This is a genomic window from Bradyrhizobium sp. USDA 241 (genome assembly GCF_049739505.1).
GTDB lineage: Bacteria > Pseudomonadota > Alphaproteobacteria > Rhizobiales > Xanthobacteraceae > Bradyrhizobium > Bradyrhizobium liaoningense.
The window spans coordinates 173,663-198,400 of sequence record NZ_JBMGPZ010000002.1 but is presented as its reverse complement, the minus strand read 5'-3'; the positions used below and the strand labels follow the sequence as shown (position 1 = coordinate 198,400).

The window sequence follows — 24,738 nt, the reverse complement described above, 5'->3', positions numbered from 1 at the left end:
CAACCGAATCCTACGCCGCATCAGCGCTTTACCCCTCAGGCGCACTCTTACGAATAAGACGGGTTAAGTTGAAGAAAGATTGAGTGACTCCCGATCATTTCTGTGCCGAAACGTGGAGTCGCGGTCGTGCCGCGTCCAAAGAAACCGGCGCGAGCGGCCTATTAGACGCGGTAGGTGCTCAGCCTCCGAAACGAGACTATCAAGCATGAAGAGATCGAGCGCGAGGCAGAGGTTTTATTTGTGTTGAATTCTTGCTTCTCGATAGTGGTCTGAAATCGTATCATCGGTCATGGCGGGCGTGGCGTTCGCGGTTGAAGGTGATGGGGTGGCTTCGCAACCGAATCCTACGCCGCATCAGCGCTTTACACCACGCTCGCCAGCCTCTCAGGCGCCCTCTCGCGAATAAGACGGGCTAGTCTTGCTGCGGGCTGGCAGCAAGACGGCCAAAAGCGCGGCAGTTCAGCGTAGCCCGCATGAGCGCAAGGGATATGCGGGGGCTGCCCCGAAGGTCCCGGATGTGTGGCGCTCATCCAGGCCGCGACTGCGTTTTTCTTGTGCAGCCCAGAGACCGGGGAAAGAATTTACGGCGCCGGGATCGACAGCAGGCTGGAAATGCCGCGACCGCGGATGTCGTAGACGCGGGCGAACACCACGTCGTCTCGCTTGATCTCGACCATGACGGGCGCGGTGAGGCCCTTGCAGTAGAACTCGCCGAGCGTCATGGCGAAGTCGGCCGCGTTGGAATCCCAGCCGATGGTAAAGTCGGGCCCGAGCGCGACCTGGGCCGGGCGTTGCGGACCGCAGACCGCGACCTTCCATTTGCGGTTGCTGGGCGGCACTTCCTGGCGCTCGACGAGCTGCTCGCGCAATTCGTCGGAGGCCTGCTTCAGGGCGAGGCCCCAATAGTCCAGCATGAAGCGGTCGTCGGCGCCGCGAACGGTCCCCGCGATGTGGTTGAAATGCGTGTATTGATAGGGGTGCAGCCGGATCATCTCGGCGAGCGACAGCGCGAGGCCGAAGCAGAAGGTGGCGACCACGACCGGCTGCCAAGTGCGGTGATTGGCGCGTAGGCGCTCCACGGCCCAGGCGAACGCGACGCCGCCGAGCACCGCCATCGGCGGGATCACGAAGACGAAATGACGGATGCCGTTGTACAGCGCCGGGCGCTTCACCATCGCGATCACGAGCGGCAGGGTCGCAGCCAGCGTCAGCATCAAGAGGATGGTCTTGCGGCGCGCCGGAACCCCGCGTCGCGGCAGCATGGCGAAGGTGCTGAACACGGCGCCGGCGGTCAGCACCAGCATCACCTCCGGCAGCTGCAGCGCGAACAGCGTCGGCAGATAGGACCAGGGCATGTCGGGCACCGACACGATCGCGCCGTCGAACATCTCCTTCCACGGCTTCTCGAAGAAGTGCGAGAAGTAGGTCAGCGCGTCGAAGGGATTGCCGGGCTCCATGATCGACCACGGCCAGATCAGGCCCATCACGAGATAGCCGAGCACGAGGCCGGGCAGCAGCACATAGACGACATGGGCAAAGCGGCGGACCGACTCGCGCAAACCTTCGTTGCGCAATTCCTCCAGGAGCAACGGTATGAAGCCGAGCACGGCGTAGACGAGTGCGAGCCCGCCGAGAATGCGGCAGCCCAGCGAAAGACCGGCACCCAGGCCGACGATGAGGACCGTGCGCGGCGACGGCCGCGGATATTCCTCGGCGAGACGGACGAGGCCGAGCATCAGGATGATCATGGCCACCGCGAAGGGCGCATCCTTCGGGTTCATGAACATGTGGCCGTAGAAGATCGGGCAGAGCGCGAGCAGCAGGAGCGAGGCGAGACCCGCAAGAGGTCCGCCGATGCGGCGGCCGAGCCGCCACGTCACCGCAAGGCCGATCACGCCGACGATGGCGCCGACCAGGCGGCGCGTCTCGAACAGTTCGAGCGGGATGACCTTGTGCAGGAGGGCCGCGACCATGTCGAAGCCGCCGCCATACATGTAGAGATTGGCGAAGGAGAGCGCCGCGGTGTCCTTGAAGCCGGAACCGAACATGCGCAGCAGCAGGTCGGCGTATTCGGCGTGGGTGTAGTCGTCCCAACCGAGCCCGTAATCGCGGAACGTCAAGCCTGCGATGACGGCGACCGCAGCCAGCACCAGCATGGCGAGATCGTCGCAAGTCCGCTCGACCGAGCGCCGCAGGGGCGTGTCGATCACCGAAGTCGTGATGGATGTCATAGCGGTCGGTGCCCCGGGATCCCCTCTTGGCCCTGCCGGTGCGCGCGGGCCTGCTCCCCGGACTCCCTATAGCGCAGTTCCATTACCAAGTAATTGGGCATTATGGCTAAAATCCTGATGCGACGCAGCAATTCCCGTTCTTCGGAGGACCCTGAGGAGTACCGAGCCGGAGCTGAAGGGAATGTGAATAAGTCCCTGATTTCCTTCCCTTTAGGAACACCGCCTGCAATTGGCCGTTGGCGTGGAACATCGTATGACGGTATCGTGGCGTAGCGGTTGTCGCGTGTGGATGCGCGGCCGGGGGTGAGTTCGATGAGCTTGGCATTGTTGATCGTGGGGATTTGCGCCTTCCTGGCGGGTCTCCTTGCGATCATTTTCGGCCTGACGATCAGGGAATTCAGCCTCGGAGGAACTCTCATAATCTCCGGCGCCATCGGCGTCTGCTCCGGAATGTTACTGGTCGGCCTGTATCTCGTGCTGCTCGAGCTCAAGGGCATCGCTCGCCGGCTGGCCGCCGCGATCGCGCCGTCCGATGTTCGGGTCAGACCCGTGCTGCCGGGTCTCGCCGTATCAGGCACGGTGACGCCCGACCCGGCGCCGCCGCCACCACCGTCCACAGGCCCGCGGCCGTGGCAGAGCGAAGCTGCCGCGCGTGACCGTCCGCGGGTCGAGGGACCGCAGGAGGCCGAAGCTGCTGCGCCGCCACCCGCCCCGGAAGCGCCGCGCCGGCGCAACCTGCTGTTCACCTCGACCTCGCGCAAGGAGCGCGAGCGCGCGGAGAAGGCCACCGAAGGCGCGGCGTCGCAGCCGCATGCGGACGAGCCCGGTGAGGCGCCGGACCATCCGCCCGCGAGCTTTGACGTTGCCTGGCCGAAGCCGGATCGTATGCGCCCGCAGGAGCCGCCGGCTCCTCCCCCGCGCCGTCCGCCGCCGCGCTCCCCCTCGACCTTTGCGGAGGCCGCCCCACCGCCTGCACCCGAGCCGCCGCCACCCGTCGAGCCGTCACCCGTGACCGTGCTCAAATCCGGCGTCGTCGACGGCATGGCCTATTCGCTCTATTCCGACGGCTCGATCGAGGCGCAGATGCCGGAAGGCATGATGCGCTTTGCCTCGATCGACGAACTCCGCGCCCATCTCGACCAGCGCGGTTGAGGCTGCCGCGCATAAGTAAAGCAGCGCCATTCACCAGTAATCAGCACATCATCGTCCGTTATCTTGTTTCAGCCGAACGTATTGTTGACATGGAATACTCTGACGTCGTCACAATCCCGTGCGACGCAAGGTGGAGGGAGGGCGGCCGATGTCGGACGCGGGGGGCAGGAATTTCATCGAGCTGACGGCAAGCATCGTGTCGGCCTATCTCAGCAACAATCCGACGCCGGCGGCTGAGATTCCGAACCTGATCAGCCAGGTGCATGGCGCTCTGGTGCGGGTGTCGTCGGGCCGCACCGAGGCGGCGCCGCTCGAGCCCGCCAAGCCGGCCGTGTCGCTGAAGAAGTCGATCGCGCCCGATTATCTGGTCTGTCTGGAAGACAGCAAGCGTTTCAAGTCGCTGAAGCGCCATTTGCGCACGCAGTACAACATGACGCCGGAGCAGTACCGCGAGAAGTGGGGCTTGCCGGCCGACTATCCCATGGTCGCCCCGAACTATGCGGTGGCGCGCTCGCAGCTTGCCAAGCAGATGGGCCTCGGACAGCAGCAGCGAAAGCGGAAGTGATTCCTACGACGCTTCCGCGAGCGCCTCTTTTGCGTCGGTCTTGATGCGCTCGACCATCGAGCGCAGGCCATTGGAGCGCTGCGGCGTCAGATGATCGCGGAAGCCGAACTCGTTGAACACGGCGATCGCGTCGGTAGCGAGGATCTGCTGCGGCGTGCGGCTCGAATAGAGCGCAAGCACGATCGCGACGAGGCCGCGCACGATATGCGCGTCGCTGTCGCCGCGATATCTCAGGATTGGTTCGCCATTGCCGCGGTCGACCAGCTTCTGGAGCCAGACCTGGCTGACGCACCCCTGTACCTTGTTGGCGGCGGAGTGTTCCGCCTCCGGCATCGGTTCCAGGGTGCGGCCGAGCTCGATGACATACCGGTAGCGGTCGTCCCAGTCGTCCAGAAGCTCGAAATTGTCCCTGATTTCGTCGATCGTCGTCATGCTGGCCCATGTTCGCGTTCAGCCCAATATAGGGTCGCGAAGCCGTGAAATCGATAGGGTTTGGCCGCTAATTCGAGATCTGAGGTCCGCGCCATTCGAGCGCAAGGTCGTCCTGGGTCAGGGTGTCGCGCGGCGCCTCGCTCGCGGCGCTGTCGCCTTCGCCGGCCATCGCGATCGAGCCGGTATGGTCGGGCGCCTTCTTGTCGGTCTTCTCGTTCTTGGCCTTCTCGTTGGTGATCTGCTCTTTCTTGTCGTTGATGATCTGGTAGAGCTTCTTGGCGCCGTCCTGGGCCCGCTGGCCGATGATGGTCGCGGCCTGTCCGCCGACCTCGCAGGCGGCCGGCTGGCGCTTGCAGAAATGGGTCATGTCGGAGACGGCCGCAGTCGCAGCCTGCACCGCGTCGGCAGCGCCGATCTGCGGCAGCTTCTCCGATTCGGGCGTCTTGTCCCGCGGCAGGAGCACCAGCACCAGCCCGAGCCAGAATGTGATGCGAAGCAGAAAGCGCATCTTGCGACCTGTCCGTTAGATTCCGCCCGCGGTGATCTCCGCGGAAATCGGACCTAGCAACCCTCGATAAATCGCAAGTGATTGCCTTGAGCTTAATTCGCGGAAAATTTGCGCAGGATTCTTCGAAGCCGACGGTGTCGTAAATTTTCGATTGACGCCCGCGCTCGTGATTCCGCCGGTTGCCCGCATCCACCAATTCGAAACCATGCGGAGGAAGGTGAAACCCTGTGTTCACCATCCCGACCGAAGACGTCGCCAAATCGTCTAAAAAGCTTCGCGATCGCGCGGTGTCCGGCCGCACGCGGCGTCGCCTTAGCACTCGTTTAAGGTCGCTCTGACACGGTGGCTCAACGACAAGGAGGCGTTCCGGCGCGTCTTCCAAGAGACGATTGAGCCGAAGCGCGAGACCCGTGACAGTTTTGAGTATCATCCGCGATTGTCTCGATGCGCTGCTGCATCCCTCCGCGCGTTACGATGCGCTGATGCGAGCGCGCCATCGTGCCTTCATGGCGCCGCGGCTGCTCGGCAGCCTGGCCGCCTTCGCCGCATTCCCGGTTTATCTCGCCATGCGCGGTGCGCCGAGCGCGGTCGAGGTCGCGGCCTTTGCCTGGCTGATCGCGCCCATCATGCTGGCCTGGTTCCTGTCGCGCACCGGACGCTACGAAGGCGCACATGTGCTGTCGTCGCTGGCGCTCGCCGGCCTGATCATGGCGGTCGCGGTCACGACGGGCGGCATCCAATCATTCGCCGCGGTCTGGCTGATCGTGGTTCCACTCGAAGCTGCGCTGTCGGCCTCGCGCCGCGTCGCGGCCTTTGCCTCGCTGCTCGCGCTGTCCTGTGCCGGGATGCTGATCCTGATCAGCCAGCTCGGTTGGCTGCCGGTGGAGGAGCCGAGCGCGGCGGAGCGCGGCGTGCTGATGGCCTTCGGCATCGCGTCTGCGACCCTCTATGCCGCAGGGCTCGCCTTCGGCGCGGAATCGCTGGCGCGCACCAGTGTCGCGCTCTTGTCGCGCGAGGAGGAGCGTTACCGCCTGCTCGCGCGCAACATGAGTGACGTGATTTCGCGGCATCAGCGCAATGGGGCCGTGCAGTTCATCTCGCCGGCGGTGGAGGCCATGCTCGGCGTGCAAGTGGCGCAACTGCTCGGCCACGGCCTGTTCGACCGCGTCCATGTCGCCGATCGGCCGGCCTATCTCACCGCTCTGTCGGATGCGGCGCGCGGCGACGTCGCAAGCGTCGAGTTCCGGCTGCGGCGGGAGCCCGTTGGTTCCGAGCGCGGTGAGGTCGATTTCATCTGGGTCGAGATGCGCTGCCGCCCGCTCGACCTGGATCTCGGCCGCCAGGATACCGATCGTGACTCGACCCGCGAAGCCGAAGTCGTCGCGGTGATGCGCGACGTCACCGACCGCAAGCTTTTCGAGCAGGCGCTGGATCAGGCGCGTAGCGCCGCCGAGGCGGCCGATGCCGCCAAGACCCGCTTCCTCGCCACCATGAGCCACGAGCTGCGCACGCCGCTCAACGCCATCATCGGCTTCTCCGAGATGATCGCGCAGGAGCAGAGCCTGATGCTGGGGGCGGCCCAGCGCAAGGAATACGCCCAGCTCATCAACGATTCCGGCCAGCATCTGCTGTCGGTCGTCAACGGCATCCTGGACATGTCGAAGATGGAGTCGGGCAATTTCGAGATTGCGTCCGAGCCGTTCGCTCCGCGCGCCTCGCTGCTCCATTGCTGCAATCTGCTGGCGCTGAAGGCGCGGGAGAACGGCATCGACCTGATCACCGACGCGCCGCAGGACCTGCCCGTCATGACCGGCGATCCCAGGGCCTTCAAGCAGATCGTGCTCAACCTCGTCGCCAATGCCATCAAGTTCACCGAGCGCGGCGGCCAGGTCTGCGTATCAGCCGCGGTGTCGGGTTCGCAGCTGACGCTGCGCGTCAGCGACACCGGCGTCGGCATCGCGCCCGACGACCTCAAGCGCATCGGCGCGCCGTTCTTCCAGGCCGGCAGGACCTATCAGCGCCGTCACGAAGGCACCGGCCTCGGACTTTCGATCGTCAAGAGTCTCGTGGCGTTGCATCTCGGCGAATTGACGGTACAAAGCAGGTTGGGAGAGGGCACCGCCGTCACCGTCAAGCTGCCGCTCGTCTACACGCCGCCGCAAGTCAGGCCGGCCGAGGGCAAGATCGCGACGCTGACGCCGGTGCTGCGCCAGGACCTTCACGACCAAACTCACGACCAGTCTCAGGACCAACCCGCTCTGGTGAAGAAAAGTGCCTAGGAAGTCTGCCAAGGACGAAGCCGCTCCGCGCCGCCGTGGTGCCAAGGCCGCGGTCGTCGATGTCGAGACGGAGCGCAACCTCGTGCTGCGCGTGCTGCTGCACAGCCCCAAGGATACGCTGGCCGGCCTCGTCGCCGCCGCCGCGATCAGTGCGATCGTTGCCAATGCGCTGTTCCTCCAGACCGGCCGGCATCCCGCGCCGATGTTCGGCACGGTGATCAATCTTCCCGCGCCGTCGTCCGTGCCGCTGGCGAACCCGTTGCCGCGTCCGCGCCCCGTCGGCGCCGATAGCTCGCCGCTCGAGCCGCGTGCGACAGAGTTCCGCGTCGAACCCAAACCTGCCGAGCGTGCCGTCGAGAAGGCGCCCGAAAAGCCCGTCGAGGCGACCGCCTCGACGCGCGCGAACGATCCGATGACGAATCTGGTCAAGGCGACGACCTCGCCGCCGTCCTCGGCCCTGCGTCCGCCGGCGCCGATTCCGGTGCAAAGCCCGGCCGCGCGGCGTATCGCCGGCGTGCAGCGCGCGCTGTCCGAATATGGCTACGGCAATCTGAAGATCACGGGCACGATGGGCAGCGAAACCCAGTCCGCGATCCAGAAGTTCGAGCGCGAGCACAAGATGCCCGTCACCGGGCAGGTGTCCGATCGGCTGCTGCGCGAGCTCGGCGCTGCGATCGGCCATCCCGTCGAGTAGCCGTACCGCCTGTCATTGACGCCGATCAATTCCGCATATCGCGCGTCCGCACATCAGCTCGGCGGCCGCGGGCGAGGAATTTGCTGAGGATCAATGACGGCCGGCGGCTTCGGGGAACATGATCGCTCATCCTCATCAGGGAAGAGCGAGGTCGTCATGTTCAAGGTTTCGATTCTGGTCTGGATCATGCTGGGAACCACGTTGGCTGGAGTCAGCCTGATCGTGGTGCTGATGGTGCCGAGCCTTGCGGCGGATGCCATCAAGAACATTCCCTACGCCGTGGCCGTTGGATTCGCGCTGGCGATGCCGCTGTCATATTTCGTCGCGACCCAGATTCGCGGCGGCCAGGAGAGCACGCGCAAGGCGTGAGACGGACGAAGTGAGGCTGGCGTGAGACCTCGCGCTGGCCTATCGTCGAATTCATGCGTTTGAAATCCAATATTTGGGTGGCGGCTTACTTGCGTCGCTGCCAGACCGAGGGCGTGTTCGGCGCCGTGCGACGCCGCGGCGCCGAGGAGGCGGGCGCGGTGTTCGTCAAGGTGTCGCTGCTCGACGGCAATGCGATGCTGTACGCGCCGGCGCCGCAGACCGTCTATGACGACGGCCGGCCGATCGATCGCTTCTTCGTGCCCGTTTCGCCGCAGCCTCTGCCGGAGCACACGGTCGAGGAGCGGCTGACCAAGGAGATCCGCTTCGATTCCGACGCCTGGATCGTCGAGACCGAAGACCGAGCCGGACGGCATTTTCTGGAATTGGCGAAGATGTAACTATCGCGCCCCGCCGTCATTGCGAGAAGCAAAGCGACGAAGCAATCCAGAATCTTTCTACGGAGGATTGCTTCGCTGCGCTCGCAATGACGAGCTTGTGGAGGCGTTGCGCACCCCACATCCAATGTCGCTGCCTCATGGCCGGCTTTACCGGTCCGACGAACCCGTGCCCTTGCGCACCGTCGGGCTGGAGCCGGGCTGCGCGCCCGGCCGCGCCTGGCCCGCGCCCGCACGCGCGCGCTGGCGTTCGCCGTCATGCAGCGCTGCCTGGTACTTTGCGCGCGTGACGGCGAGCGTCGAGCCGCGCCAGGCCGCCAGCATCACCAGCGCCGAGCGCTCGGCGAGGCGGTCGTAGAGCCGCGACAGCCGGTACACGGCGTTCACGGACGTCCCGATCTCCGGCTTGAAGAACAGCAGGATGCGCTGGAAGACGGGGCTCGGCATGTCGAGTGCGCGCGCGGCGACCGCGAGCGCCTCGCCGCTGGTATCGTCGACGATCTGGGCTGCGACGCGCGAGGGCAGGATCAGGCTGTCGCCGAGTTCGAAGGTGAAGTTCTCGACGTCGCCCGCGATCGCTGCCATTTCCAGGATCTGGATCGCGCGCTTGGCCCGCACGGTCGGGATGCGGGGCGCGGCCTTCAGAGGGGTCTGTGCCAGATTGTGCAGGATCAGCGCGCGCTCGGAGGCGCCGGCGCGGAAGAACATGTCGTGGATCTCGGCCGCCTCCTTCGGCTGCATCGCCATGTCGGCGGTCATGCGCTGCTCGGGCTCGGCCGGCGCGCGCGCCCGAGAGGGAGGTAATGGAACCCTGCGGCCTTCCTGCGTCGCGACCAGCCCGAGCTTCTGCAGGACCGGGACGGGCGTGTGCGGATAGACCGCGAGCCGCGCCTTGACGGCCGCGCGCGTCGCATCGTCGACCTGGTCGATCAGCCGCGTGGCGAGCTCGACGAACTGCCGCTGCTCGTCCTCGCTGTGGGTGCCGGTCTGGACATACAGGTCGGTCAGCACGCGCAGCAGCGTCGGACGGACGTCGACACCTTCGCGACGGGACAGGTTCATCAGCCCGTCGAATCCGGGAAACAGCGACTTGGTCATGGAGGCGTACGCAACTCGGAAAAGATACTTGCGAGCGAGCCTAGCGCAGGTTCTTTTAAAGCCTCGTTAAGGAAAATGAGGCGTGAAGCCGACCCTGCAATTCAAGGCGTTGTCGTACCGCAACGGGACGGCGCGGCGCGCCCGTGCGGTTACGGTCCAAGGGCGCGCGTTTACATCCCGTTAACCATGAACTGATCTTAATGATCGCCACGTTGCAGAGGCGCGTTCGGTCGCACGGCAATTGAGAGAGCTGACATGGGGACCATCATCGAATTTCCGGCCGGTCGCCGGGTGGGCTCGTCGGGGGATGTCGCTCCGCGCGCGGACATGGGAACGGTCGTGATCCTTCCCGTGATCCGGATCGTGCGTGAGGCGGACGAAACCAGCGGCGATCGCGGGCCGGAGCAGGGCGCAGCGCCGGGGCGCCGTCGTCGCCGCCGCTGACATCCGGCTTCACGCAATGCCGGAATCCATCCGACAGATCCGGCCCGTCCTCTCGGCCGTCGTGCTCGCCCTGCTTGGCGCGGGGCTGTGCGCCTGCAGCGGCGGCGATTTCGGCCGCACCCGCGCCGACATGCGCAGCGACGACATGCATCGCTGGCTGGGCGCGGAGGTCACCTCCAGCGTCGGCCTGAAGCCCTCGCAATTCCAGCTCACCGACGAGGAGCGCCAGCTTCGCGACCTCGCCTATCCCATGATCGAGCCGCCGCTGTCGCGGCCGGCCTGGAAGAGCGTGTTCGGCGACTACAAGGCGCTGCCCTCGCCCTGGCGGCAGAAGGTCGTGTTCGACCGCACCATGTACGGACGCACGCTGATCGACGAGCCGCACCGCTCGCATTCAGAGCTGGCCCCGGTTGTTTGGACAGCGCCCCGCTGGATTTAAGTGGATTCCTGCCGGGTTATGCTGAACGCGGGGCTTTACGGTTTTGTCGTTGCGTCGGGAGGGCGTAGCCCGACCAGAGCGACGACAAAACCGTCGGCGACGGTCATGCGGCCATCACCATAGCTTGCGTGCCGAAGTAAGCCTCGTCGGGCGTGCGCCCGTCAAGGCTCGAGTGAGGGCGTCCCTGATTGTAGAAGGCCAGATACTTGGCAATTGACGCTCGCGCCTCGGACACGCTGTCGTAGGCGCGGAGATATACTTCTTCGTATTTGACCGTGCGCCAGAGCCGCTCGACAAACACGTTGTCGCGCCAGGCGCCCTTGCCGTCCATGCTGATGGCGATCTTCGCGTCCAGCAGCACATCGGTGAACTCGAGGCTGGTGAACTGGCTGCCCTGATCCGTGTTGAAAATCTCGGGCCTGCCGTGCTTCGCCAACGCCTCCTGGACCGCTTCGACGCAGAAGGCCGCCTCCATTGTGATCGAGACGCGATGGGCCAGGACCCGTCGGCTGAACACATCGACGACCGCCGCGAGATAGACGAAGCCACGCCGCATCGGAATGTAGGTGATGTCCATTGCCCACGCATGGTCGGGCCGCTCGATCTTCAATCCGCGCAACAGGTACGGGTAGATCTTGTGACCCGGAGCCGGCTTGCTCGTGTTCGGGCGACGATAGACCGCCTCGATCCCCATGCGCTTCATCAGCGTCGCGATGTGGCGGCGACCGGCGTATACGCCCTCCCGCCGCAGCAACGATCGCAGCATACGCGCTCCCGCGAAGGGATAATCGAGATGCAGCTCATCGAGCCGACGCATCAAGGCAAGGTCCTCGGCCGAAACTGGCCGAGGTTCATAGTAGACCGTGCTGCGAGCCAGCTTCAGGACCTTCGCCTGGCGCACGATAGAAAGATCATGATCGCGGTCGATCATCGCTTTGCGCTCAGCAGGCCCGTCTTGGTGAGCGCGCCGGACAAAAAATCGTTTTCCAACGCCAGCTCGCCGATCTTGGCATGTAACGCCTTCAAATCGACCGGCGTCTCGGCCGATGTCTTGTCATGCCCAAACACGCCGGCGGCGCCTTCCAGGAGCTGGTTTTTCCAGATCGTGATCTGGTTCGGATGAACATCAAACAGTTGCGCCAGCTCCGCCAGTGTCTTGTCGCCTTTGACCGCAGCCAAAGCAACCTTCGCCTTGAATGCCGGAGAATGCGTCCGGCGGCTCTTCTTCGTCATCTTCGCTCCTGATTCGCAGCAAGAATCCTCGCCGCTGTCAGGCAGAAAATCCACTCAAGCTACTGTCCGAATTTGCGGGGCCAGCTCTTAATACGCATGTGAGGAGGAGCTATCGCCAAATTTTGGTGACGGCCGGGCCGGTCAGGCGGCGGCGGTTTTGGGCTCACGGACAGCCGTGCTTGGCGATGACCTCAATCCCGTCGTTGAATGTCACACCGAGCACGAGTTTTGGCAACTGGTTGTGACCATCGAGTCGACGCCAACTTTTCTGCGCGGCCTCGGCCAGTTTGAAGACCATCGCGAGCGCCGTCCTGTTGGACAGGCAACCCTTCGATCGGATCGTGCGGTGGCGCACGGTGGCGAAGGTGCTTTCAATGGGATTGGTCGTCCGCAGGTGTTTCCAGTGCTCGGCGGGGAAGTCGTAGAAAGCCAGCAGCGTGTCCCGATCCTTGCCGAGGCAGTCGGCCGCCTTTTCGTATTTGGGTGTGTAGCTCTCGATGAAGGCGTCGAATGCCAGCTCGGCGGTGGCCTTGGACTCCGCCATCCAAATCTCCTGCAGCGCGCGTTTGGCTTTCGGCTGCTGGCTCTTTGGCAGCTTGGCGAGCACGTTGGTGGTCTTGTGCACCCAGCAGCGCTGCTCGCGCGTTGTCGGCCAGACCTCACCGGCGGCCTTCCAGAACCCGAGCGCGCCGTCGGCAATGACGAGCCGCGGCGACACGTCGAGCCCACGCCGCTTCAGATCGAGCAGCAGATCGCGCCAATCGTGCGCGCTCTCGCGGGCGCCATCGGTGAAGCCGACCAGTTCCTTGCGGCCTTCCGGCGTCGCGCCGATCAGCACCAGGATGCACTGCTTCTCGTCCTCGAGGCGAGCTTCGAGATGGATGCCATCGGCCCAGATGTAGACATAGCGCCTGGCCGAAAGATCGCGCTTTTGCCACGCGGCGTACTCGTCGAGCCAGCCGTCCTTCAGGCGACCAACGGCGGATGCCGACAACCCGGCAGCATCCTTGCCGAGCAGCGCCGCCAGCGCCTCGGAGAAGTCGCCGGTCGAGATCCCCTTCAAATAGAGGATCGGCAGCAGCGTCTCGATCGACTTCGACCGCCGCATGTAGGGCGGCACGACCGATGGCGAGAACCGGATACGGTCGGGATCGGCGGCGGCGGCCTCGCGATCGCGCACACGCGGCTGGCGGACGGAGACTGGACCGATCCCGGTCATCACCTCGCGCTCCGGCAGGTGACCGTGGCGGACCACACGCTGCTGGCCGTCCTCGGTCTTCACATCGGCATGCTTGCCGAGAAAGTCCGCGACCTCGGCCTCGACCGCCTGCGCCAACAGAGCGCGGGCCCCGTTACGCAAGATTTCGGTGAGTTGGTCGTCGAACACTCCTGGCTGAATCAGCTTGGTGACGTTATCGTTGGACACGGCATATCGCTCCTTCGGTGGAGAAGTGGAGGCGTCAAGCACCCCCACGATATGCCGCCTTCCCGATTCCCGCCGTCACCAACTTTCAGCGATAGCTCTGTGAGGAGGTTCAGCATGGTCTACGGGTGGGCCGTTGCGATCATCTACGTCTTCTTCTTCAATCTTTGGCCGCAACTCGCGGCTGCTGTTATTGGACCGCAAGCGGTGCAACGCACCTAAAAACGGACGTCGGAGACCACTGACGAACAATTTCGCCCGCCTGCCAACGACTGACTGGTTGGCTCGAACCAAACGGCGTCGAGATGTCAGCCTTTGGGCCCGTCTGCGACCTCGGAGGCCATCTGCTCTTCGGGCCGATGCTGGCCGTAAGCCGGACGTCAGGTGGGCTGTCGATTCATGAGTACATGCCCTAGTGAGCGGATACGGATCGTCGGGAGTGCCGGATGCATTCAGGGGCACTCCAGCGGCAAGTAAGCCTTGGTTGCTCGTGGAGCTGCAAGCTGCCATCGAGACAGCACAGTCGCAACTGCGGCAGCAGAACCGGAACTGGCAGGCTCGGCAAGACCGCGAGCACGAAAAGCTGATCTTCGCGAGAGGTCACAAGCCTCTGCGCGCCGGCCAATCGGCTGGCGCGAGGAGGCGCTGCGAGCTTATCGCGCTTCGACCACTTCGCCGTCTTCCTTCACGAAGCGGCCGACGGGATTGTCCAGGAGATCAATCACGGCTTCCGACGGCCGGCACAAGCGCGTACCCCTTGGCGTCACCACGACCGGACGGTTGATGAGAATGGGATAGGCGATCATGAAATCGAGGAGTTGGTCGTCGGTCCATTTGGGATCGTCCAGGCCGAGCTCCTTGTACGGTGTTCCCTTCTCGCGCAGCAGCGCGCGGACCGGAATGCCCATCGTCGCGATCAACTCCTCGAGCTTCTCCCGCGAGGGCGGCGTCTTGAGATATTCGATGACGACGGGCTCAGTGCCGCTCTGCCGGATCATCGCGAGCGTGTTGCGCGAGGTGCCGCAAGCGGGGTTGTGATAGATCGTGACGCTCATCGAGGTGTCTCCGCAATCGGAACGGGGCCGCGCGCTCGTGATTGTCCGAGCAGCCAATTCATCAACAGCATGGCGGCGAAGGCGCCGCAGAGCTCCGCAAGGATGAAGCCGGGCAGGTCGAGCGGACGGATGCCGGCAAAGGTGTTCGTTAGCGATCTTGCGATGGCGACGGCCGGATTGGCGAACGAGGTCGAGGCCGTGAACCAATAGGCCGCCGTGATGTACAGGCCCACGAGCCACGGCACCGCCGCCCGCTGGAAGCGGATGCCGGCCAGGATCGTCGCGACCAGCCCAAACGCCGCGACGGCTTCGGCAAACGATTGCGGTCCTCCGGTTCGGACCTTGGTCGAGAGGTCGAGCAGGGGCAGTCCGAACATCAGATGCGCTGCGATCGTGCCGGCGATGCCGCCGGCGATCTGGCCGATCATGTAGAGCGCGGCCTCGTTCACCGGCAATTCGCGCTTGCCGGTGAAGACGAGGGTGACGGCCGGATTGAAGTGCGCCCCCGAGATCGGGCCGAGCACCGTGATCAGGACAACCAGGATCGCCCCGGTCGGCAAGGTGTTGCACAGCAGTGCAAGAGCCACATCCTTGGTGAGCGTTTCCGCCATGATGCCGGAGCCGACCACGGTGGCGACGAGCATGCCCGTGCCGAGCGCCTCGGCAGCAACGCGGCGCGATAGATCGAACGCGTCCATCAGCCGGCCTTCGGCGTCGAATGCGTCGCACCTTCGGAGCGGCCAATCTCGCGCAGCCTGGTGCCGAGCGAGAGCTTGTCGATGCTCCTCAGTGGCAGGTTCACGAAGGCGTCGATCCGGTTTCTCAGATGGCGGAACGCGGTGACGAATGCCGCCTGCTTTTCCAGATCCGTGCCTTCGACCGCGGCGGGGTCCTCGATGCCCCAGTGCGCCGTCATCGGCTGACCCGGCCAGACCGGACATGCTTCGCCGGCGGCATTGTCGCAGACGGTAAAAACGAAATCCATCACCGGCGCATCGGCGGCAGCGAATTCCAGCCAGCTCTTCGAGCGCATCCCGTCGACCGGATAGTCCATGCTCTGCAGCGTGCGCAGCGCCAGCGGATGCACGGCGCCTTTCGGCGTGCTCCCTGCGGAGAAGGATCGGAAACGCCCGGCGCCGTCCTTGCGAAGGATCGATTCCGCGAGCACGGAACGGGCCGAATTGCCCGTACAGAGAAACAGCACATTGTAGACGCGATCAGGCACGGACCTTCTCCTTTCGCTTGGGAGCGCAGCAGGATTTCAGGGTCTCGACGACGGGCTCGCAGACTTCCGGCCGTCCGCCGCAGCAATCGCGCAGCAGGAAGACGGCAATGTCGCGAAATTCGCCGAGGTTGGCGCGGTAGATGATCGAGCGGCTGTGCCGCTCGGAAGACACGAGGCGTGCGCGGCTCAGGATCGACAGATGCGCCGAGAGCGTGTTTTGGGGGACTTCCAGCAGACGCGCGAGATCGCCGGCCGCAAGACCGTCAGGCTCGTATCTGACCAGCGCCCGGAACGCCTCCAGGCGGGTCGGTTGAGACAGTGCGGCGAGCGCCAGGACGGCTTCTTCTGTTTCCATATATCCAGATTTATGGAATCATGTGGGCCGCGTCAATCTGAAATCCGAACCCTTGTGAGCCCATATTTCGAATATTCTAGAAATAGCGTTTGACAGATGATGTGGCGCGGGTGCATCGTGGCCCCATGAAGATCGATGACGCAGCAGCGCGTTTGGAGGCCCTGGGGAATCGGACCCGGCTTCAGATCTACCGCGCATTGGTTCGGGCCGGGCACGCGGGCATGCCGGTTGGCCGCCTGCAGGACAAGCTGAAGATCCCGGCGTCAACGCTGTCGCACCACATCAAGACCCTGGTCTCGGTCGGACTGGTCAGTCAGGTCAGGGAATCGACGACCCTGATCTGCCACGCCAACTTCGACGCCATGCGGGGCCTGGTCGACTTCCTGGTCGCGGAGTGCTGTGCGGACGAAGCCGGATGCAAGGACGCTCAGACGGCAGCCTGATCCATTTGGTCATTTGTTCCATAATTCTAGAAGAATGGAGTATTCGCAATGGAGAAGAAGACGGTAGCGATCATCGGGGCGGGGCCGGTCGGCCTCGCCGCCGCCGCGCATGTGCTCGAACGCGACATGTCGCCCGTCGTGCTCGAAGCCGGACCCGAGGCCGCGCATGCGGTGCGGCAGTGGCAGCACGTCCAGCTCTTCTCGCCGTGGGAATTCAATGTCGACAAGGCGGCGGCGCGCCTGCTCGCGCCGACGGGCTGGAATTCGCCGGACCCGCAATCCTATCCGACCGGCGGCGAACTGATCGAGCGCTACCTCGCGCCGCTCGCAACGCGAACGAAGCTGCGCGAGACGATCCGGACGTCGAGCCGTGTCACGGCGATCAGCCGCGTCGGCTTCGACAAGGCGAAGACCAGGGGGCGCGAGCAGGCGCCTTTCGAACTCCGCTATCAGAACGGCAAGGGTCCCGAGGTGCTGCGCGCCGACGCCGTCATCGACGTGTCAGGCACCTGGTTCTCGCCCAATCCGGCCGGCAGCAACGGTCTGCCTGCGATCGGCGAACGCGAGCACACCGGTCGCATCACCTATGGCATGCCGGATGTGCGGAGCACGGATCGCGGCAGATATGCCGGCAAGACCGTGGCCGTGCTCGGTGCCGGCCATTCCGCACTGGGGACGCTGATCGATCTCGCGCGGCTCGCCGAGGAGGTGCCCGGCACGCAGCCTGTCTGGCTGTTGCGCGGTGGCGATCCTGCAAAGGCCTTCGGCGGCGGCAGCAACGACAAACTTGCCGCGCGCGGCGAGCTGGGATCCACCTTCGCCGCGCTCGTGGCTGACGGAAGGATTCGAGTCGAGAGCGACTTCGGTGTCACCCATCTTTCGGACTTCGAAGGACGTCTCAGGAATTCGGCAGGTGCCTGCTGCGGTGCGCGGAGTGTGGTTGCGGATGAGCTGGTGGTGTCGACCGGCTTCCGTCCCGATCTCTCGTTCCTGTCCGAGCTGCGGCTTCGGCTCGACCCGGCGATCGAGGCGCCCGTCGCGCTCGCGCCGCTGATCGATCCCAACGAGCACAGCTGCGGCACGGTGCGGCCTCACGGCGCTCGCGAGCTGTCGCATGACGAGCCGGGCTTCTATCTCGCCGGCATGAAATCTTACGGCCGGGCGCCGACCTTCCTGATGACGACCGGATACGAGCAGGTCCGTTCGATCGTCGCCGACATCGCCGGCGACAAGGAGGCTGCGGCACGGGTCGAGCTCGTGCTGCCCGAGACCGGCGTCTGCACGCGAGCCGGCGTCGAGTCCGCCGGCGCAGCGGGATGCTGCGGCGGTCCGGCCAAGGCCGAACCCTCAGCCTGCTGTGCGGCTGATGAATCGGCCATGAAGGCAGGCGGCGCGGGATGCGGCTGCTCATGACGGGAGGCACTGCGAGCCCGCTCGCTGTCGTCATCGCGCTCGGCAGCGCCCAGACCATTGCCTGGGCGTCGAGTTACTATCTCCCTGCGATCCTGGCGGCGCCGATTGCGCACGATCTCGGTCTCGCGCCGACTTATCTGTTCGGCGCGCTGTCGGGAGCGCTCGTCATCTCCGGCCTGCTCGGCCCGAGAGTCGGGCATGCCATCGACACGTTCGGAGGGCGCAGCCTGCTTGCCGTCTCGAATCTCGTCTTCGCGGCGGGCCTGCTCCTGCTGTCCGTGTCCCATGGTGTGGCGCTGCTGATCACGGCCTGGATCCTGCTCGGGATCGGCATGGGCATGGGCCTCTATGAGGCGGCGTTCGCGACGCTTGCGCGCATCTACGGCGCCAATGCGCGAGCAACGATTACCGGCATCACGCTGATCGCCGGTTTCGCCAGCACCCTCGGCTGGCCTCTCACGACGTGGCTCGCTTCGGAGTACGGCTGGCGCGCGGCCTGCCAGGTATGGGCGGTGATCCATATCGGCCTTGCGTTGCCCCTCAACCTTTCGCTGCCCCGTGCCGCTCCATTGGACCAGGACTCCCGGCCGGGCACGGGCGCGAGCCAACACTCCGGCCGCCAGAGCGAAAGCTTCGCGATGATGCTGCTGGCGTACATCTTTGCAGCGGCAAGCTTCGTCAGCTCCGGAGTCTCGGCCATCCTGCCGACCATGCTGGTTGCGTTCGGCGCCACGCCGGCACAGGCCTTGTTTGCAGGAGCATTGGTCGGACCTGCGCAAGTCGGCGCCCGCCTTCTGGAGGCAGGATGGCTCAGCCGGTTTCATCCGCTGCTGTCGGCAAGGCTTGCCATGCTCATGAATCCGCTCGGCGTGCTTGCGCTGGTCGCGGGCGGCCCCTGGCTCGCGCCGGCCTTCACGGTGCTGTATGGCGCGGGCAACGGCATCATCACCATTGCCCGTGGTACGTTGCCACTGGCGTTGTTCGGGCCGGCGGGATTCGGCAGGCGGGTCGGCATGATCTCGCTGCCGTCGAGGGCAACAGGCGCCTTCGCGCCGCTTGCGCTGGGACTGATGGTGGAGCATTTCGGCAGCAACGCACTCTGGATCAGCGCGCTGGCCTCGGTGTCCGCCTTCGCCGCGCTGCTGCTGCTTCGTGCGGATCAGAACGCCCAAGCGACGGGGGGAGAGCATTCATAGCTTGCGCGATGGCATGCATCGGAGCCTCACTCACGAATGCTTGACCCGGATCAAAGAATGCTTTCGGCGGCGGATTATGCTAGAAAGCTAAGCTGCGGTTCCAAGAAGTATCCAAAGGGTTAAGCACATCCTGATGCGGATCGTCCGTACCATCCTGGCATTTGCCATCGCCCTATCCCTGGCGATGCTGCCGGTTGGCGCGTCCGCTTCCAGCCTCGCCATGTCGTCGGACGACATGCATGCGGCCATGGTCATGAGCGGCGACGGCGATATGTCGATGGACGATTGCTGTCCCGACATGAAGGGAACGGGCTCCGACACCGCCGGCTACAAGTGCGGGATGGGGTTCTGCTGTGTCGGCAGCACCGTCGCGCTTGCGGATATCCGTCCCCTGGCCTTCGAATTCCTTGCCATGGCGGCGGGGGAAACCGTCATTCCCGACGATCAGGTCGTCGCCTTCCGCGGCGGCAGTCCTCCCTTCCGGCCCCCTCGAATCTGATCTCGCCAATTTGACGACGCGTGCGCACGGCTGCGCGCGTCGATGGCTGACGTGCGCGCGTCCTGCGTCACGGCGGAAGATCAATTCATGAGGACAGGAAATGCTTTTCAGATTCAGCGCTGCGGCTCTTGCCGCCACCCTTTCGCTCGCCGCTCCGGCCGCCATGGCAGGCGCAGGCGATTACGTGTTCGAGCCGGTCAGTCCCGAGATGAAGAAGGGCGACGACGTCACGCTCGCCGTCCGCCTCACCAACAAGCAGACCGGCAAGCCGGTCTCCGACGCGGTGATCTTCAGGACTCGCGTGGACATGGCGCCGGACGGCATGGCCGAGATGGAGTCGGCGGTCGCGCCGCTGCCGTCCAGGGAGCCGGGCGTCTATGCCTTCAAGACCGACCTGCCGATGGCCGGCCGCTATCAGGTGACGCTCTCGGCGAAGGTGCAGGGCGAGCCTGAGACGGTCACCGGCAAGGTCATCGTCAAGGCGACGAAGTGAGCCTTCGGGCGCCGCCGGACGGCGCCCGAACTTCTCTTTCCCGTTCACATGGACGCGCGCTCCGAGCGCGCGGTATCTGGCGATGAACACGCAACGTCTTCTCACCACACTCGCGCTCTTCGGCAGCCTGGCCCTGGGCGGCTCCTGGCTCATGAACGACGGACGCTGGTCTGTCCATGCCGAGGTCGTCTCGGCCACGGAAGGCGGTGCCCGAACGCCGCTCTATTACCGCGATCCGAGCGGCGCGCCGCTCTGGTCGGCCGGGCCGCGGAAGGACGAGCGGGGGCGGGACTATCTGCCCGTCTACGACGACGATCAGGCAGCCCCTGCAGAGCCGAAGCCATCGCAAGCGGCCTCGTCGCGAAGGATCCTCTACTACCGCAATCCCATGGGGCTGCCCGACACCTCGCCCGTGCCGAAGAAGGATCCGATGGGGATGAATTACATCCCCGTTTACGAAGGTGACGACGTCGATGACGGGACGGTGAAGCTGTCGCCCGGCAAGATCCAGCGCAGCGGCGTGAAGTCAGAGCCGGTGGCGCGGCGGTCGATCCGGGTCCTGGTGAAGGCGCCCGGTACGATTCAGCTGGACGAGCGCCGCGTCTCGGTGATCGCGATGCGCGCCGAAAGCTTCGTGCAGAAGGTCGCCGACGTCACCACCGGCACCCGCGTGAAGGCGGGCCAGCCGGTGATGGAGATCTACAGCGCGGCGGTCGCGTCCGCTGCGGCCGAATATCTCGCGACGATCACCTCGAAGACCGTCGGCGGCGTCGACTCGTACGGCCGCGGCTCGCGGCAACGGCTGGTCAATCTCGACGTCCCCGAGCAGGTGGTCGCCGAGATGGAGAGGACGCGCGTCGCGCCCGTCACCATCCATTGGTCGGCGCCGCGCGACGGGATCGTGCTCGAGCGCAACGCGATCGAAGGCATGCGCGCCAATCCCGGCGACGTCCTGTTCCGGATCGCTGACACCTCGCTGGTCTGGGCGTTGATCGACGTCGCCGAGCGCGATCTCGGCAACATCGCGGTGGGGCAGTCCGTTACGGTGCGCGCGCGCAGCTTTCCCGGCCGAACCTTCACTGGCAGGATCGCCGTGATCTATCCGCAGGTGAACCGCGAAACCCGGACGGTTCGCGTCCGGATCGAGCTCGCCAATCCCGACGCGGTGCTGCTGCCGGACATGTATGTCGATGCCGACATCGACACGGCAGATGGCGCGCCGGTCCTGGCGATCCAGGATAGCTCGGTGCTCGACACCGGCACACGCCAGGCCGTTCTCGTCGACAAGGGGGACGGGCGTTTCGAGCCGCGCGAGGTGAAGCTCGGCCGGCGCGGCGGCGGCTACATCGAGGTGCGGGACGGCCTTGCCGAAGGCGAAGCGGTGGTCACATCCGCCAACTTCCTGATCGATGCGGAGAGCAATCTGAAGGCCGCGCTCAAAGGCTTCGCCGAGGCTGCTCCTCAGGCCTCCGACGCGGGCCATGCGGCGGGAGAGCACAAATGATCGCCCGCATCATCGCCTGGTCGGCGCGCAACCTGCTGCTGGTGCTGTTCGGCACCGGCTTTGCGGCCGCCGCCGGCCTCTACGCGCTGCTTCATCTGCCGCTGGATGCGATCCCCGACCTCTCGGACACCCAGGTCATCGTCTACACCGAATATCCCGGCCAGGCGCCGCAGGTGATCGAGGACCAGGTCACCTATCCCTTGACGACCGCGATGCTGACCGTGCCGAAATCGAAGGTGGTGCGCGGCTTCTCCTTCTTCGGCGTGTCGTTCGTCTACGTCATCTTCGAGGACGGTACCGACATCTACTGGGCACGCTCGCGTGTGATGGAGTTCCTGAACGGCGCGTCGTCCAGGCTTCCCGGCGGCGTCACCCCGACCATCGGGCCCGACGCGACCGGCGTCGGCTGGATCTACCAATACGCCGTGATGTCGAGGGAGTTGAACCTCGCCGACACCCGCACGATCCAGGACTGGAATCTGAAGTTCGCGCTGGCCAAGGCCGAAGGCGTCGCCGAGGTCGCCAGCATCGGCGGCTTCGTCAAGCAATACAACGTGGTGCTCGATCCGCAGCGGATGCGCGATCGCGGCATCAGCATGCAGAAGATCCGGGAGGCGATCCGCGCCAGCAACGCCGATGTCGGCGGGCGCACGGTCGAGCTGTCGGAGTTCGAATACGTCATTCGCGGCAGGGGCTACATCAGGAACATCAACGATCTCGGCAACATCGTGCTGAAGACGAGCAATGGCACGCCGGTGCTGCTTCGGGACGTCGCCAATGTCGAGCTCGGGCCGGACGAGCGGCGCGGAATCGCCGAGCTGAACGGCGAGGGCGAGGTCGCAAGCGGCATCGTGCTGCAGCGCTTCGGCGTCAACGCCCTCGACGTGATCGAGAACGTCAAGAGGCGATTCGAGGAGATCGCGAGCAGCCTGCCGAAATCTGTCGAGATCGTCCCGGTCTACGATCGCTCCAACCTGATCTACGCGGCCATCGATACGCTCAAGCACACGCTGGTCGAGGAGAGCATCGTCGTCGCGCTCGTCTGTATCGTGTTCCTGCTCCATGTCCGCAGCGCGCTGGTCGCGATCCTGATGCTGCCGGTCGGCGTGCTGATGGCGTTCGGCGCCATGAAGCTGCTGGGCCTGGGATCGAACATCATGAGCCTGGGCGGCATCGCGATCGCGATCGGCGCCATGGTGGATGCCGCGATCGTCATGATCGAGAACGCCCACAAGCACCTCGAGCGCGCCGAGCCCGGTCAGTCGCGCGTCCAGATCCTGATCGACGCGGCGTCCGAGGTCGGGCCTGCGCTGTTCTTCAGCCTGCTGATCATCACCGTCTCCTTCATGCCGATCTTCACGCTGGAATCGCAGGAGGGGCGGCTGTTCAGCCCGCTGGCGTTCACGAAGACCTTCGCGATGGCTGCTGCGGCGCTGCTGTCCGTCACCCTGGTGCCGGCGCTGATGGTGATCTTCGTCCGCGGCAGGATCGTGCCGGAGCACAGGAATGTCATCAACCGTTTCCTGATCTGGATCTATCGGCCGGTCATCAAGGGCGTGCTGCGTGCCAAGACGCTAGTGATCCTGGCCTCGCTCGTCGTGCTCGCCGTCACGATCTGGCCGGCCCGGCAGCTCGGCACCGAGTTCATGCCGACGCTGAACGAGGGCACGCTGCTCTTCATGCCGACGACGCTACCCGGCATCTCGGTCACCAAGGCGGCCGAACTGATGCAGACGCAGGACCGCATCATCAAGTCGTTCCCGGAGGTCGCGTCCGTCTACGGCAAGGCGGGACGGGCGGCGACCGCGACCGATCCGGCGCCGACCGAGATGTTCGAGACCATCGTCAACCTGAAGCCGAAGGAGCAGTGGCGTCCCGGCGTCACGGTCGACAGCCTGGTCGCGGAGATGGACAAGGCGCTGCAGTTTCCGGGCGTCTCCAACGCCTGGACCATGCCGATCAAGGCGCGCATCGACATGCTGTCCACCGGCATCCGCACGCCTGTTGGCGTCAAGGTGATGGGCACCGACCTCGTCGAGATCGACCGGCTGGCGAAGCAGGTCGAACGGGTGATCAAGGCCGTCCCGGGCACGTCCTCGGCTTACGCCGAGCGCGGCATCGGCGGGTACTATCTCGAGATCGTCCCGGACCGCGAGGCGCTCGCCCACTATGGCATCCTGATCCAGGACGTTCAGGACACCATCGCGGCCGCGCTCGGCGGCCAGACGGTCACGACGACGGTCGAGGGCCGGCAGCGGTTCACGGTGAACATGCGCTATCCGCGCGACCTGCGCGACAATCCTAAAGTCATCGCCAGCGATATCCTGGTGCCGATGCCGGCGGGCGGCGCGGTGCCGCTCGGCGAGGTCGCGAAGGTCGAGCCGGCGCGGGGGCCGACCTCGATCCGGACCGAGAACGGCCAGCTCACGACCTACGTCTACGTCGACATCCGCGATCGCGACATCGGCAGCTACGTCGCCGACGCCCAACGCGCGGTGACGGACAGCATCCAGTTTCCGCCCGGATACTACGTGGTCTGGAGCGGTCAGTACGAATATTTGCAGCGCGCCGCCGCGCGCCTGAAGATCGTCGTTCCGGTGACGCTCACGATCATCTTCCTGCTGCTGTACCTGAACTTCAGGGCCATGACCGAGACACTCATCGTCATGCTGTCGCTGCCCTTCGCGCTGGTCGGCGGCATCTGGATGATGTGGTGGCTCGGCTTCAACCTGTCGGTCGCCGTCGCGGTCGGATTCATTGCGCTCGCCGGTGTCGCCGCCGAGACCGGCGTCGTGATGCTGATCTACCTCGAGCACGCGCTGGCAGAGTTGAAGGCGAAGCGCAGCGCCGAGGGCAGGGCCTTCACCCGGCGGGATCTCCACGAGGCCATCATGGAGGGCGCCGTCGAGCGCGTCCGCCCCAAGATGATGACGGTGGTCGCCATCATGGCGGGCCTGCTGCCGATCATGTGGAGCACCGGCACAGGCTCGGAGATCATGCAGCGCATCGCGGTGCCGATGATCGGCGGGATGACGTCGTCGACGCTGCTGACGCTGATCGTGATCCCGGCGATCTTCGGGCTGATCAAGGGCTTCCACCTGCCTCCCGAGTCCGAGGACAAGGGACAACCGACCGAAATGTCAAAGCCGAACAGTCCGAGATTGCGGGTGCTGCAGTCTGCCGAATGAGGTGAGTCATGATGAACGGCTGTCAGGAACGGTGGGGCGATGGAATTGATCACCGCATTGGTCGTCATCGCGCTAATATTGGGGACGGCGCTGGCATGAGAGGCG

At 65.1% G+C, this 24,738-nt stretch carries 23 protein-coding genes and 2 pseudogenes; 15 read left to right on the top strand and 10 right to left on the bottom strand.

The window, feature by feature from the left end:
- Positions 1-581 precede the first annotated feature (581 nt).
- Positions 582-2,231 (bottom strand): ArnT family glycosyltransferase, encoded by a 1,650-nt coding sequence (locus ABIF91_RS01890; protein ID WP_028182274.1) that lies wholly within the window; start codon positions 2,229-2,231, stop codon positions 582-584.
- 312 nt (positions 2,232-2,543) lie between these two features.
- Between ABIF91_RS01890 and ABIF91_RS01885 the strand changes: the two genes are divergently transcribed.
- Positions 2,544-3,383, top strand: coding sequence for a hypothetical protein (locus ABIF91_RS01885; RefSeq protein WP_028182273.1), 840 nt, complete (start codon positions 2,544-2,546; stop codon positions 3,381-3,383).
- Positions 3,384-3,531: 148 nt separating this feature from the next.
- Entirely contained in the window at positions 3,532-3,948 is a 417-nt protein-coding gene (locus tag ABIF91_RS01880; protein ID WP_424578725.1) for a MucR family transcriptional regulator, read from the top strand.
- A gap of 3 nt (positions 3,949-3,951) precedes the next feature.
- Here the strand turns inward: ABIF91_RS01880 and ABIF91_RS01875 are convergent, their stop codons facing one another.
- Together ABIF91_RS01875 and ABIF91_RS01870 are read right to left on the bottom strand one after the other, a co-directional pair.
- Positions 3,952-4,380, bottom strand: coding sequence for a SufE family protein (locus ABIF91_RS01875; RefSeq protein ID WP_028181934.1), 429 nt, complete (start codon positions 4,378-4,380; stop codon positions 3,952-3,954).
- Between the two features lie 67 nt (positions 4,381-4,447).
- Entirely contained in the window at positions 4,448-4,888 is a 441-nt protein-coding gene (locus ABIF91_RS01870) for a DUF5330 domain-containing protein (RefSeq protein ID WP_028181935.1), read from the bottom strand.
- A gap of 410 nt (positions 4,889-5,298) precedes the next feature.
- Here ABIF91_RS01870 and ABIF91_RS01865 point away from each other — a divergent pair, with 410 nt between their 5' ends.
- The 4 genes from ABIF91_RS01865 to ABIF91_RS01850 all read left to right on the top strand — a co-directional run bounded on the left by ABIF91_RS01865 (position 5,299) and on the right by ABIF91_RS01850 (position 8,628).
- Complete coding sequence (locus ABIF91_RS01865) at positions 5,299-7,167, top strand: PAS domain-containing sensor histidine kinase (RefSeq protein WP_035671172.1); 1,869 nt, start codon at positions 5,299-5,301, stop codon at positions 7,165-7,167.
- Positions 7,160-7,861, top strand: a complete 702-nt coding sequence (locus ABIF91_RS01860) for a peptidoglycan-binding domain-containing protein (RefSeq protein WP_028181937.1) — start codon at positions 7,160-7,162, stop codon at positions 7,859-7,861. The genes ABIF91_RS01865 and ABIF91_RS01860 overlap by 8 nt, the downstream gene beginning before the upstream one ends.
- 156 nt (positions 7,862-8,017) lie before the next feature.
- A complete protein-coding gene (locus tag ABIF91_RS01855) occupies positions 8,018-8,230 on the top strand; it encodes a hypothetical protein (RefSeq protein ID WP_028181938.1) in 213 nt (70 codons plus the stop codon).
- Between the two features lie 53 nt (positions 8,231-8,283).
- The gene (locus ABIF91_RS01850) at positions 8,284-8,628 is read left to right on the top strand and encodes a DUF1491 family protein (RefSeq protein WP_028181939.1); all 345 of its coding nucleotides are present in this window, start codon (positions 8,284-8,286) and stop codon (positions 8,626-8,628) included.
- A gap of 147 nt (positions 8,629-8,775) precedes the next feature.
- On the opposite strand, the gene ABIF91_RS01845 is transcribed toward ABIF91_RS01850, so the two are convergent.
- On the bottom strand, positions 8,776-9,723 hold the full coding sequence (locus tag ABIF91_RS01845; RefSeq protein ID WP_028181940.1) for a DUF2336 domain-containing protein: 948 nt from the start codon (positions 9,721-9,723) through the stop codon (positions 8,776-8,778).
- A gap of 255 nt (positions 9,724-9,978) precedes the next feature.
- On the opposite strand from ABIF91_RS01845, the gene ABIF91_RS01840 reads away from it, so the two are divergent.
- Both ABIF91_RS01840 and ABIF91_RS01835 read left to right on the top strand, forming a co-directional pair.
- Positions 9,979-10,167 carry a hypothetical protein gene (locus ABIF91_RS01840; protein ID WP_028181941.1) on the top strand — a complete coding sequence of 63 codons (189 nt, stop codon included), beginning with the start codon at positions 9,979-9,981 and terminating at the stop codon, positions 10,165-10,167.
- Between the two features lie 16 nt (positions 10,168-10,183).
- A pseudogene (locus ABIF91_RS01835) lies at positions 10,184-10,564 on the top strand (hypothetical protein); the annotation flags it as partial.
- Between the two features lie 145 nt (positions 10,565-10,709).
- Here the strand turns inward: ABIF91_RS01835 and ABIF91_RS01830 are convergent.
- The 6 genes and pseudogenes from ABIF91_RS01830 to ABIF91_RS01805 form a co-directional block, all read right to left on the bottom strand.
- A protein-coding gene (locus ABIF91_RS01830) for an IS3-like element ISRj2 family transposase (RefSeq protein WP_424579073.1) occupies positions 10,710-11,839 on the bottom strand; the annotation gives its coding sequence in 2 pieces (ribosomal slippage) (positions 10,710-11,587 and positions 11,587-11,839; 1,131 coding nt in all).
- A 141-nt stretch (positions 11,840-11,980) separates the two neighbouring features.
- Positions 11,981-13,265 (bottom strand): annotated as a pseudogene (locus ABIF91_RS01825) (IS256 family transposase).
- Positions 13,266-13,915: 650 nt separating this feature from the next.
- Entirely contained in the window at positions 13,916-14,317 is a 402-nt protein-coding gene (gene arsC / locus ABIF91_RS01820) for an arsenate reductase (glutaredoxin) (protein ID WP_028180386.1), read from the bottom strand.
- Positions 14,314-15,015: an aquaporin gene (locus tag ABIF91_RS01815; protein ID WP_028180387.1), complete on the bottom strand. Its 702-nt coding sequence runs from the start codon at positions 15,013-15,015 to the stop codon at positions 14,314-14,316. The genes arsC and ABIF91_RS01815 overlap by 4 nt, the downstream gene beginning before the upstream one ends.
- Complete coding sequence (locus ABIF91_RS01810; protein ID WP_035673699.1) at positions 15,015-15,542, bottom strand: arsenate reductase ArsC; 528 nt, start codon at positions 15,540-15,542, stop codon at positions 15,015-15,017. The genes ABIF91_RS01815 and ABIF91_RS01810 overlap by 1 nt, the downstream gene beginning before the upstream one ends.
- A complete protein-coding gene (locus ABIF91_RS01805; protein ID WP_028180389.1) occupies positions 15,535-15,897 on the bottom strand; it encodes an ArsR/SmtB family transcription factor in 363 nt (120 codons plus the stop codon). Before ABIF91_RS01805 ends, ABIF91_RS01810 begins: the two co-directional genes overlap by 8 nt.
- 125 nt (positions 15,898-16,022) lie before the next feature.
- On the opposite strand from ABIF91_RS01805, the gene ABIF91_RS01800 reads away from it, so the two are divergent.
- From ABIF91_RS01800 to ABIF91_RS01770, 7 genes are all read left to right on the top strand, one after another.
- Positions 16,023-16,340 (top strand): ArsR/SmtB family transcription factor, encoded by a 318-nt coding sequence (locus ABIF91_RS01800; protein WP_035673696.1) that lies wholly within the window; start codon positions 16,023-16,025, stop codon positions 16,338-16,340.
- Positions 16,341-16,388: 48 nt separating this feature from the next.
- Positions 16,389-17,753, top strand: coding sequence for an NAD(P)-binding domain-containing protein (locus ABIF91_RS01795; RefSeq protein ID WP_424578724.1), 1,365 nt, complete (start codon positions 16,389-16,391; stop codon positions 17,751-17,753).
- Positions 17,738-18,949, top strand: coding sequence for an MFS transporter (locus ABIF91_RS01790; RefSeq protein WP_028180392.1), 1,212 nt, complete (start codon positions 17,738-17,740; stop codon positions 18,947-18,949). Before ABIF91_RS01795 ends, ABIF91_RS01790 begins: the two co-directional genes overlap by 16 nt.
- Before the next feature lie 133 nt (positions 18,950-19,082).
- Positions 19,083-19,448, top strand: coding sequence for a hypothetical protein (locus ABIF91_RS01785; RefSeq protein ID WP_028180393.1), 366 nt, complete (start codon positions 19,083-19,085; stop codon positions 19,446-19,448).
- 100 nt (positions 19,449-19,548) lie between these two features.
- Complete coding sequence (locus tag ABIF91_RS01780; RefSeq protein WP_028180394.1) at positions 19,549-19,941, top strand: FixH family protein; 393 nt, start codon at positions 19,549-19,551, stop codon at positions 19,939-19,941.
- Between the two features lie 82 nt (positions 19,942-20,023).
- On the top strand, positions 20,024-21,445 hold the full coding sequence (locus tag ABIF91_RS01775; RefSeq protein ID WP_424578723.1) for an efflux RND transporter periplasmic adaptor subunit: 1,422 nt from the start codon (positions 20,024-20,026) through the stop codon (positions 21,443-21,445).
- Positions 21,442-24,633, top strand: a complete 3,192-nt coding sequence (locus tag ABIF91_RS01770) for an efflux RND transporter permease subunit (protein WP_424578722.1) — start codon at positions 21,442-21,444, stop codon at positions 24,631-24,633. The genes ABIF91_RS01775 and ABIF91_RS01770 overlap by 4 nt, the downstream gene beginning before the upstream one ends.
- The last annotated feature ends 105 nt before the right edge of the window (positions 24,634-24,738 follow it).